The sequence below is a fragment of the bacterium genome (genome assembly GCA_030690305.1).
Classification (GTDB): domain Bacteria; phylum Patescibacteriota; class Minisyncoccia; order Phycocordibacterales; family JAGLPS01; genus JBBUCK01.
This window is the reverse complement of record JAUYHB010000009.1, coordinates 1-7,069: the sequence shown is the minus strand read 5'-3', so window position 1 is coordinate 7,069 and position 7,069 is coordinate 1. Positions and strand designations below refer to the sequence as shown.

At 43.8% G+C, this 7,069-nt stretch carries 4 protein-coding genes and 2 tRNA genes; 3 read left to right on the top strand and 3 right to left on the bottom strand.

The window, feature by feature from the left end:
• Nucleotides 1-741 precede the first annotated feature (741 nt).
• Nucleotides 742-2,001 (bottom strand): hypothetical protein, encoded by a 1,260-nt coding sequence (locus Q8O71_01105; GenBank protein ID MDP2704978.1) that lies wholly within the window; start codon nucleotides 1,999-2,001, stop codon nucleotides 742-744.
• A 136-nt stretch (nucleotides 2,002-2,137) separates the two neighbouring features.
• On the opposite strand from Q8O71_01105, the gene Q8O71_01100 reads away from it, so the two are divergent.
• Nucleotides 2,138-2,947, top strand: coding sequence for a hypothetical protein (locus Q8O71_01100; protein ID MDP2704977.1), 810 nt, complete (start codon nucleotides 2,138-2,140; stop codon nucleotides 2,945-2,947).
• Here Q8O71_01100 and Q8O71_01095 read toward each other — a convergent pair.
• On the bottom strand, nucleotides 2,930-5,341 hold the full coding sequence (locus tag Q8O71_01095; protein ID MDP2704976.1) for a bifunctional polysaccharide deacetylase/glycosyltransferase family 2 protein: 2,412 nt from the start codon (nucleotides 5,339-5,341) through the stop codon (nucleotides 2,930-2,932). The two genes, Q8O71_01100 and Q8O71_01095, sit on opposite strands and share 18 nt — an antisense overlap.
• Nucleotides 5,342-5,652: 311 nt before the next feature.
• Between Q8O71_01095 and Q8O71_01090 the strand changes: the two genes are divergently transcribed.
• A complete protein-coding gene (locus tag Q8O71_01090) occupies nucleotides 5,653-6,363 on the top strand; it encodes a hypothetical protein (protein ID MDP2704975.1) in 711 nt (236 codons plus the stop codon).
• Between the two features lie 274 nt (nucleotides 6,364-6,637).
• Here Q8O71_01090 and Q8O71_01085 read toward each other — a convergent pair.
• Nucleotides 6,638-6,709 (bottom strand) — tRNA-Glu (locus tag Q8O71_01085).
• A gap of 74 nt (nucleotides 6,710-6,783) precedes the next feature.
• Here Q8O71_01085 and Q8O71_01080 point away from each other — a divergent pair.
• Nucleotides 6,784-6,870 (top strand) — tRNA-Ser (locus tag Q8O71_01080).
• Nucleotides 6,871-7,069: the final 199 nt, after the last annotated feature.

Genomic DNA, 7,069 nt, shown 5'->3' with positions numbered 1-7,069 from the left:
GCGCCGATTGCCAAGACGGCAACCACCGAAATCATGCCCAAACTTAATAATATTTTTTTCATACTTTTACTAATTCTAATTTTTTTAATGCTTATAATTTCTCACTGTCTTTTATATTCTTTAACCCCTCTTTCCGGTACTCAAGTACCGGTACTCAGGTATTTGAGTACAGAATAAAGAGATTAAAGAATTAAAAAATTTAAAAGATGTATCGACCTGAACTTTATGTAATAAAGTCCAAACATAAACTCTCCACACTTTTAAAAAGTTTATGTTTGAACTCTTTTTTGCCGGCTTTCAATTTATGCAAACCGAGGACCGTATTTCTTTATTTTGAAAACAAAAAACCGCCTAATGACTAATAACCATCGGCGGCTTGCGCACCCACATAAAAAGATAAAGAAGAAACTTTTTTCATCACTCTCCTATATTATCCGTACTATCTTGGTTTCCTCTTCAAGATGTCACGACCTATAATAATAACAATGTAACTTCGGAGGTCAATGATTTTGGAATTCCTTTTCGGATATAGAAAACAGCTTGGGAATACTGTCAAATTTTTGCCGAAATTGGGACAACAGAAAAGCCCCGAAAGGGGCTCTCAACCGAGGAAACTGGCGTTTGAAGGCCAGAGGATGAGGGCCCCCTTTCGGGGCTCTTTTTTGTTTGTGATTCCGTATTCTCAATATGAAATGCCCTAAGTCAAGGGCAAAAAGAGAAACAAAAACAGAAAACGGATAATTAAGGAATCAAGGGACTGACGTCCACTTTTTTGATGAGAATCTTTTCGTTGCTTTGATTCGCGTTCCATAATCCAATTCCGACAGTTCCCGCTTTGAGCAACGCGTCATTTTCATGCCGCAACACTTCTTTTGCGTCTTTAAAACAACTTATGCGATTTCCCGATACACGCGCTCCGATATTTATATCTTTCCACGCTTCATCAAGCGCTATCGTAAGATACGCGTGCGCGAGAAGCTTTTGTTTTCCTCTCTTCGTTTCGGAAATTTCCACATACGAGGCATATTCCGAAAAAGTACATTGGAGATAATTATCGGCGTCCTGATAACGGACAACAAGAGACACGGCCTCGTAGTTTCCCCAGTCGGATATGACATTGAATGCGTAATCGGACCATGTAAGCCCTCCGGTAAACACGGAAAGAGAGATTTGCGAATTATCAAGCGCAAAGCCTTTTAATAGGTTATTTTCGGCAATCGTATGTCCGCCGTATCGCGTCAACCAATCCGAGGCGATATCAAAGCGGGAGACTTGCGAGAGCGGATATTGAATCCATGTTTCCTGCGGGTACAAGTCTTCCACATACACCGGAGCAATCCAGCGCGAGTGAGGAGCAACTTTTTCCGAAAACTTAAGGTTATCAATATATATTCGTCCGATTTGATTGAGCTGAACACGAATACCGCTAATGGTCGTCGTTGCGTTCAGGTTTTCAAGCGGAATGACAATGTGTTGCCATCCGTTTGACGCCGTCAGCGGCTGCGGGGCGTACCATTCAACAGATTGCTCTCCGAGTCCTGTTTCATTTTGAAGCAATTCCATAACCAACTCGCCTTCGTTCTGCAGGTCGGCGGAAATATCAAATTCAACCGATGTATAGGCCGCAATCGGAAGAAGGGGTCCCGCGTGAATGTAAAATTCCGCGTACGGGAAATCAAAATTAACCAGAAGGGAATTGTTACCCCAGGGACTCGCGTAACGGGTTTTATCGTTAACACGGGTATTCGTTGACCAGTTTTCCCACCCAAGATGGAGAGATTCGTCATACACAACCGGGAACCCTAAAGGAGCCGTTGTGGACGAAAGAGAATTCGAATCCAAAAAAGAATGGGAATTTGGAAGCGACCCGGCGATTATCTTTCCGAAAAAAGAAAAATAGAGGAAGGATATTGAACCCACAGACAAAAGAGCACTAAAGAAAAGAAACCACTTCCAAAAATGGTCTTCTGTGTGTGTATTTTGCGTTTTTTTGGTTTCCATAAACTTAACCCTTGCCTCTTTAATGAAATTTGATGTCCGTTGGTTTGTTAGAATATTATTCTACATAAAAATGCAGATTTGTCAAGGTTTTTCGGGCGTTCTTCCTTATTTGGCCTTAATCTGGTATAACACCTGAATGAGAGAAAATCTTATATACAGCGTTATAGGCCTTTTTTGCGCTTTTCTTCTTTTTGTTATCCTTTCAACCCCTCAAAGCAGACAGGCATTATCGCCGACAACTTTTGAAGAAGTGGCGGAGGAAAATGCCGACATACAGCCATTTGAAGAGAAGCAGGCAGAGAAAGAAACCGGCGTTTTGCCTGGTTCAGATAAAGAAGAATCCCCTTCTGTCACACCTATCGCGTCACTATATCCCTTGCATAAAAATATTATTGCGACACTTTTTTGGGTCGGAGAGACGGAAAATGAGGACAACGCCTTTATTACCAACGTAGAAAGTTACTGGGATGAACAATGGCAAGCACATTATGGAGGAGTAGATAATCCCAAAAACCGATGCGGATATTTTCCGTGCGCGTTTACCCCGAAAGAGAACCCGTTTTATATCGCGCTTCCCTACGGAGAATATGACGAAGACGGAAACATAAAGGAAAACACGCGTAATATTCCGTGGTACAACGACATAAAAGAAGGCGAGGAACTCGTGAAAAACCGATGGGTTGAAGTAACGTACAATAACATTACGTGCTACGCCCAATGGGAAGATGTCGGACCACTTGAAACGGACGATTTTGATTACGTATTCGGTTCTCAAAAACCACAGAACACGTTTGGAGAGAGGGCGGGTATCGACCTGTCCCCCGCAGTGTGGGATTGTCTGAAACTAAAAAATAACAAGCCGGTATCGTGGCGTTTTGTTGATGCCCTCGCGGTCCCCGATGGAGAGTGGAAGAAGACCGTGACTGTATCAGGCACTACGTACTAAAGCCACTTTCTCAAAATAGGCTTGGGCTTCTCCTTTTTTGAGAACTTTATTCCAAAAGGCATATGTCCCCTCTATCATTTTGACGTAACTTTTAATAATGACGTTAAACATTACCACGCGATAAAAAAGACGCTGGATAGGAACAAGGAAGACAAGCGGAGTATATTCAATCTTGCGAAAAAGCGCGCAGGAAGCATAGAGCACATCAAAAAAAGTAAACAAGAGATACCCTTTTATGAATGCCGGAGTGATTCCGAATAAAAGCGCCGCAAGAAACATTATATCCATAAGAGGAAAGAAGACGGGAAGAATAATCCCGAACAACGCAACGTTGGGAAGAATGACATATGAGAGTTGAGGGGCGTCTTTATTTCCGAAATATCCTTTGTACTTCCAAAAACATTGGAATGTTCCGAATGTCCATCGGAATCGTTGCTTGAAAAAATCGCGCATCGTGAAGGGTGTCTCCGTGTAGGCAATCGCCTTTTGTGCATAAATAATTTTGTATCCGGCAGCTTGCACCGCAAGCGTAATGTCCTGGTCTTCAACAACCGTATCCAAAGAGTATCCGCCCACCTCTTTAATGACCGACTTTCTCCACGCCCCGATAGGACCGGGCACCACGCCCGTTGCCCCGAAGTAATTAAGGGCGTATTTTTCCAAATATTGTCCCGATATGTATTCTATTCGCTGGAAAAGGTCGAGGATGCTTCCTGTATTTGCCGTCAACACCGTCCCCGCGGTTGCTCCGACTTTCGGGTCCGTGAAAGGAGCGATAAGATGTTCTATTGCCGTTTTTGAAAAAATGGCGTCGCCGTCTAGGGTAATAACGATATCGTGTTTGGCACGCGCGATGCCTTTGTTAAGACCGGCGGCTTTGCCGGCATTTTTCTGACTAATAAGAGTAATTCGTCCGGGATATTGTTTTTTGAGTTTTTTGACACGTTCCGCAGTTCTGTCTTTTGAACCATCGTCAACCACAATAATGTCATCAACTTTGTAGGAGTTTGAAAGAATACTCATAACCGTAGCCTGAATGTTTTCTTCCTCGTTGTACGCGGGAATTATCACGCTTACATTGCCGCACCATGACAGAGCGGTCTGTTTTGCTTTTCTGTCAGACAAGCGACGGACCAAAAGCATGAAGAAGATGAACAAAACGCGGAGAGCGACAATAAACGTAACAATGAAAAATCCTTTTTTTAATAACGGAAGGCTAATTCCAATAAAATAAAAAAGGCCTTGAACAAAAGCTCGAGGATAGGAATAAAGGGCCGGCTCACGGTTTAGAAGTTTATGCTCGGTGTATGCATTTGTAGAAAGCGAGGAGATAAGCGCGCGGGTAGCTTCGTCGGTACGAACCTCCCACATATTAGTAACCTTTGACGCGTCAAGAACGGCGTGCGTCGACTGCCATTCAAAAAGCGCCGAGGCGGTTATTTCGTCAAACGTCCCTGTTACATACTGGCGCTCAAGGTAGCCGTCGTATACAAGAAACTCCTGTAATAGAGAAACTTGCCCCTCGGTTGTTACATCCAGACTTCCGAAAGCGAGATCATATGTCAGTTGGGGTGTTGCCGGCGGAATGAGAACATCGGAAAGAGGGACAAACGTATAACCTTCCGCCCTGAGCGTTTCTATCAACACGGGAAGGGCTTCTATCGTTTTTGAAACGTCATGAGCCCCTCCGTCGTGGAACAAAGCAATACGTCCTCCTTGTGCAAGGTCATTTCGCACATGTGTCAAAATATCTTCAACGGAACGTGCTTCATAATCTTTGCTGTCAACGTCAGAACCGACGGGAATATATCCATATTCAAGCATCCACTGAAGCGCGTTTGATTCCGGAACATACGGATTGGATGTCGGGTCAATACCGATATCAAGGAGATATGGGGGACGGTAAAATAACGGTGTTTTCCCCGTAAGTATTGTCATCACATATGACGTGGCCCCAAGTTCCCACTTTACGCGTTGTTCGGATAAATGGACATCTTCCGAATGAGTGAATGTGTGATTGCCAATTTCATACCCACGCGAGGCAACCTTTTTGACAAGCCACGGATGCGTTAAAACTTCCCGCCCGACAAAGAAAAACGTGGCCGGAACATTGTAGGCATCAAGTACTGAAAGAATTTTTTCGGTATAGACCGGGTCCGGACCGTCATCGAACGTAATGGAGATTTTTTTGTCGTTACGTTCGCTGAAATAGTAATTGTAGTAACGTATAGTGTTGAAATTTTCAGAACTGTAATGGGTATTACTTACAAGGTCAAAAAACGCAAATATGGAAGCGCTTGCGGCAAGCAAAGTGAGAAAAAGAATCATCCCTCGAAAAACCTTCTTACGAGAGCGACTTTCGTCATGAAATATAACTTTTCCCGGCTGATTCATTCCTCGAAATACTACATATTTTTTGAGAAAAGTCAAGTGGGGTATGTGGAGAAAAAGCCCCGAAAGGGGCTCTCAACCGAGGAAACTGGCTTTTTGAGGACCAGAGGATTGAGGGCCCCCTTTCGGGGCTCTTTTTTGTTTGTGATTTCGTATTCTAAATGGGGAAACCAATGTGTCAAGGCATGACCTTGTATGACTTTTTATGTTTTGGTACCTTTGACAAACACTAGAAATAATGCTATTATTAAGGGTAGACCGGTTTTTTCATAAACAATGTAGCGGCTGGAAACAGCCAGAAAAGGAGAGGGCGTATGACTCAGAGCACAACAGCAACCGCACCGCAGGAAACAGAAAAATTTCCGGAAAAAACACACAGTCCTGTCTCCCCCACTGCTTCACCGTCGGAAACATCAAGAACAACGTCAAAACAGACGGAAAGGAAAGCGAAAGCTGAAAAAGAGAAATTTATTTTTCTCAAGTTTCAGCGGACAGGGGCCGACAAAACCGCGCGCTGGGAAACAGAGAGAAAAATCGAAAACGGAAAAAAGATTCGATATTTCATCAACGAAAAGTGCTCCACGCAGCCCACAAGTGAACTGGAGACATGGGCCTGTAAGACGTTCTATGAATTCCAGTACAACGAGTGGGTCAGAATTGTCATCGTGGACCCTGTCGTAAAAACCGCGCTCGCATTCGGAAAGGAGCAGGTGCTTACATTCCACACGAACGACGGAAATTCCGTCCTACCAAAGTGGAATTACATGGAGCGTGTAGATGGCGTCGTCGTCAAACGTGTTCCGCTGAGGGAAGGTCCTCAACCGAGTGCCCAGAGGAGGAGCTGGGAAACAAGAGAAATCGTTGTTATCGCCTGCGAACAAGGCGGACAGTTTCAAATCATCGGGGTCAAACTCATACGCCCGGTTTCAACCGAAACTCACCTTGATTCAAAACAGATAAGGAGAATCAAGAAAACACAAAAAAACCAAAACATTAAAAAAAGCCGCAGTGTGTCCGGCTTATAAAATGAGACACAGACTCCCGTTAGCCTAAGGCTAACGGGAGTTTTTTTGTTTTTTAACCCCTAGGAATAAATTACACCGTCCTCACTCGAAAGCTCGTTGTAGGCGATAGAGGGCTCGGCCACACAATTTATATGGCCACAAATATTTTTCCTGACGGAAAAATTTCTCAATTTTATCCATGACCCTGCCTCGCCTTTTCGCCAGCAGGCGAAATATGGCTACGGATTCAAAAATTGTTCGCAGGCAAAGCAGTTTGCCTGCTTTGCACAGTTTGTGACCCCACGGGGAATCGAACCCCGATTACCGGCTTGAAAAGCCGATGTCCTAACCGTTAGACGATGGGGCCGTCTAAGAAATGCCCTAAGATAATACCATTTTTTGAAAAAATGGCAAAAAATGCTATCTTTACCAAGTGCATTTGGAGGGGTGGCTGAGTGGTTTAAGGCACCGGTTTCGAAAACCGGCGTGCGGGCAACCGTACCGTGAGTTCAAATCTCACCTCTTCCGCCTCCGGTTTTTTCTCAAATTCGGAAATCCAGTATAATTAAGAAATGAGACTTTTTTTGAGCGTCATATGGTTTGCCTTTCTCGGGAGCACACTTTTTATTTACTTTTTTCATCCAGATTTTTTCCAAAACCAGTTTGAACAAATAATCAAGACCTCCACCTATTTTGCTTATGCTGTCTTGCTTTTCTTAGGTTCTAT